Here is a 3,556-nt window from a genome sequence, read left to right on the forward strand (position 1 = left end):
CGGGGCCCGCGATTGCCACCATGGCGCGGCGACTCGAAAAGGCCGGCGCCGACTTCCTGGTCATGCCTTGCAACACTGCGCATTATTACTGGGAGGATGCCCAAGATGCCGTAGGTATACCGGTTTGGCACATCGTCGAGCATACCCTGGACACCATCGTACGCCACATACCTGGGGCTAAAGTTGGCATGCTGTGCTCTCCCGCCCTGCGCAAGATCGGTCTCTATGAAGGGTTCGCCCAGCGGCGCGAACTGTCGCTGGTATACCCGAGCGACGAAGACGCCGTGCTGGAAGTGATTCGCGCCGTCAAGCGTGGACAGGGGCGCCAGCCCGACACCATTACTGAGTTCACTAGAGCTGCCACTGACCTATGTAACCATGGTGCTGATGTACTGGTTCTGGCTTGCACTGAACTCTCCGTAATCGCGGATGCACTGGATAACGCACCTATTCCGGTATTCGATACTCTTCAAGTATTAGCAGTGGACGTTGTTGCGGCTGCAGGTGAGCGTTGAAGCTCCGCTAGCTTGAGCTATCAGGAATCGTTATCCGTCAGCGTCTTATTCACATCGAGATCTCTTAGCTTAGCTCGGCTTGTGATGAGCCGAGGTAGTGAATCCCCCCGAGTTTCGTAGACACCTCCAGGCCTTATACTGAAGGCTCCTAGTGCGCCAGGATCTTCGACAGGAACTCCTTAGCGCGGTCAGTCTCGGGATTCTTGAAGAAGGTTTCGGTCGCTGCGATCTCCTTCACCTCCCCCTCGTCCATGAAGACCACCCGGCGCGCCACCTTACGGGCGAAGCCCATTTCGTGGGTGACCACTATCATCGTCATGCCTTCCTTGGCCAGTTCGACCATGACGTCCAGCACCTCGCTGATCATCTCCGGATCGAGCGCCGAGGTCGGCTCGTCGAAGCACATGGCGATGGGGTCCATGGCCAGAGCCCGGGCGATCGCCACCCGCTGCTGCTGTCCGCCGGACAAGGCAGAGGGGTACTTCTCCGCCTGATCAACTACGCCGACCCGCTCCAGCAGGCTCTCCGCCTTTTCGCGCGCCGCGTCGCGCGAGCGGTTGAGCACCTTGATCTGGCCCAGCATCAGGTTCTCGATCACCGTCTTGTGCGGGAACAGCTCGAAATGCTGGAACACCATGCCGATACGTGCACGCACCTTGGGCAGCTTGGTGCCCTTGGCGGTCACGTCGATCTCGTCGACCAAGATGCGGCCTGTGTCGACCGCCTCCAGCGCGTTGACGCAATTGATCAGTGTGCTCTTGCCCGAGCCGGACGGACCGCAGATGACGATCACCTCGCCACGTTCGACCTCGAGCGAGCAGCCTTTCAGGACGTGGAAGTCGTCGTACCACTTGTCGATGTTGTCGATTTTGATCATGCGACCTTCTTTTTCTGCAGGTACTTAACCAGCATGGAGCCGGAGAAGCAGATGACGAAATAAACCAGAGCCGCGAAGAGGTACATCTCGGACAGCCGCCCTTCAAGCTTGGCCACCACGCTGGCCGAGGTCATGAAATCGCGCAGGGCCACTACGTAGACCAGGGAGGTATCCTGGAACAGTATGATCGCCTGGGTCAGCAGGACCGGGATCATGTTTCGGAACGCCTGGGGAAGGATCACGTACTGGAAGTTCTGTCGCGGCGACAGCCCGATGGCCTGGCCGGCATAGACCTGTCCACGCGAGACCGAATTGAGTCCGGCGCGCATGATCTCGGCATAATAGGCCGCCTCGAACAGCGAGAAGGCGATCAGCGCGCTGGTGAAGTTGCCTACCGGGCGGCCGATCAGTAGCGGCACCAGGAAGTAGAACCAGAAGATCACCAGGATGAGCGGGATCGACCGGAAGACGTTGACGTAGACCGCGCTGAACCAGCGCAGCGGCGCCGGTCCCCAGACCCGAATCACCGCCAGGATGGTGCCCAAGGCAAGTCCCGCCACCAGCGCCAGAAAGGTTAATTGGAAGCTGATGAGCAGCCCGTCGAGAAGGAACGGAAGCGATTCAGTAATGACCTGGAAATCAAAATCACCCATCTACCTTGCCCCCCCCGTGCCCGGGATTCGCGTCTTCTGATCAATCAGGCGCATCAGCAGCACCACCAGAAGCGTGATGACCAGATAAAGCACCGTCGCGGCGGTGAACGCCTCGAAGCCATGGAAGGTGTAGTTCTCGATCTGCCGCGCCTGAGCGGTCAGTTCCAGCACGCCAATGGTCAACGCCAGCGATGAATTCTTGAAGATGGTCAGGAATTCAGAGGTCAGCGGCGGCACGATGATCCGATAGGAAATCGGAAGCCTGACGTACAGATAGGTCTGAAGCGGTGTGAGCCCGATCGCGAGACCCGCGTTCACCAGGTCCTTGCGGATGGTCTGGATGCCGGAGCGGACCTGCTCGGCCACGCGGGCCGCCGTATAGGCGCCCAGCGCCACGACGGCCGTCCAGTATTCGGGATTGGGCATGTCGCGCTTGACCCAGAGACCCAGGTCGTCGGGCAGCAGCTCGGGCACAACAAAGTACCACACGAACAGTTGCACCAGCAGAGGGATGTTGCGGAACAGCTCGACATAGGCCGCCGCCAGGGTCCGTACCAGGCGACTGGGCACCGTGCGCAGGATGCCGATCGTGGAGCCCACCACGAAGGCGATGACCCAGGCGGCGATCCCCACCAGCAGGGTCCACCGCAAGCCGGAGAAAAGCCAGCCCAGGTAGGGTTCCTGGAACAGGACCGCCCAATTCCAGTTGTAGTTCATTAGTATTCCCCAATGAGCGCCCAGTCATGATCGGGGTCACGCCAGCGACCCCGAAAGCTCCATGCCTACATTCACTATGCCTTCACCTTGTTGGGCTGCTCACTGATCTGCTTCAAGCAACTTAAAAGGCAGTTTTGAAAGGACCTCTTACTCCGGCAGGGCGTTGATCTTGAAGTTGGCGCGCAGGAGGTCGGACATAGGCACGCCTAGGAGCTCGAACCACTTGCTGTAGATCTTCTCGATCTCACCGGTGCGGAACAGCTCGGCCAGCCGGCGGTTGACCACCAGACGGAACTTGCTGTCGTTCTGCGGAAGCATGATGGCGTAGGGATCGTAAGACAGGAAATCGCCCACCACCTCGAAGGTGTCGGGATCCCTCGACTTCTCGATCAGACCGTAGAGCAGGATGTCATCGGTCGAATAGGCGTCCACGCGATCGGTCTCCAACGCCAGGAACCCTTCGGAGTGATCCCTCACTGACAAGACGTTCACGTCTTGGATGCCGCGCTCCTCGATGGCTTCCTTGACCGCGCGCTCGTTAGTGGTGCCCTGGGCCAGCGCGATGGGCTTGCCCGACAGGTCCTCCACCTTGGCGATGCCGCTACCCTTCTTGGTCAGCAGCTTTGTGCCGGTGATGTAGGTGATAAAGGCGTAGTCCACCTGCTGCTGGCGGGTCAGGTTGTTGGTGGTCGAGCCGCACTCCATGTTGAGCGTGCCGTTGGCCATCAGCGGGATGCGGGTCTGGGGCGACACCGGCACCCACTCGATGTTCAGCTCTTCGACACCGATCTCGC

At 59.8% G+C, this 3,556-nt stretch carries 5 protein-coding genes; 1 reads left to right on the plus strand and 4 read right to left on the minus strand.

Features of this window, described 5'->3' with window-relative positions; all coding sequences use genetic code 11:
- A partial coding sequence (locus ACESMD_RS07900; RefSeq protein WP_372611972.1) for an aspartate/glutamate racemase family protein occupies nucleotides 1-515 on the plus strand: 515 nt, incomplete at its 5' end.
- Between the two features lie 148 nt (nucleotides 516-663).
- Here the strand turns inward: ACESMD_RS07900 and ACESMD_RS07905 are convergent.
- From ACESMD_RS07905 to ACESMD_RS07920, 4 genes are all read right to left on the minus strand, one after another.
- A complete protein-coding gene (locus tag ACESMD_RS07905; RefSeq protein WP_372611974.1) occupies nucleotides 664-1,392 on the minus strand; it encodes an amino acid ABC transporter ATP-binding protein in 729 nt (242 codons plus the stop codon).
- Nucleotides 1,389-2,045, minus strand: coding sequence for an amino acid ABC transporter permease (locus ACESMD_RS07910; RefSeq protein WP_372611976.1), 657 nt, complete (start codon nucleotides 2,043-2,045; stop codon nucleotides 1,389-1,391). The genes ACESMD_RS07905 and ACESMD_RS07910 overlap by 4 nt, the downstream gene beginning before the upstream one ends.
- Entirely contained in the window at nucleotides 2,046-2,762 is a 717-nt protein-coding gene (locus tag ACESMD_RS07915; RefSeq protein WP_372611978.1) for an amino acid ABC transporter permease, read from the minus strand.
- A 147-nt stretch (nucleotides 2,763-2,909) separates the two neighbouring features.
- The coding region (locus tag ACESMD_RS07920; RefSeq protein WP_372611980.1) for an amino acid ABC transporter substrate-binding protein at nucleotides 2,910-3,556 on the minus strand (647 nt) is incomplete at its 5' end.

Origin of the sequence: Halomonas sp., assembly GCF_041689495.1 — a bacterium.
Taxonomy (GTDB): domain Bacteria; phylum Pseudomonadota; class Gammaproteobacteria; order Pseudomonadales; family Halomonadaceae; genus Halomonas.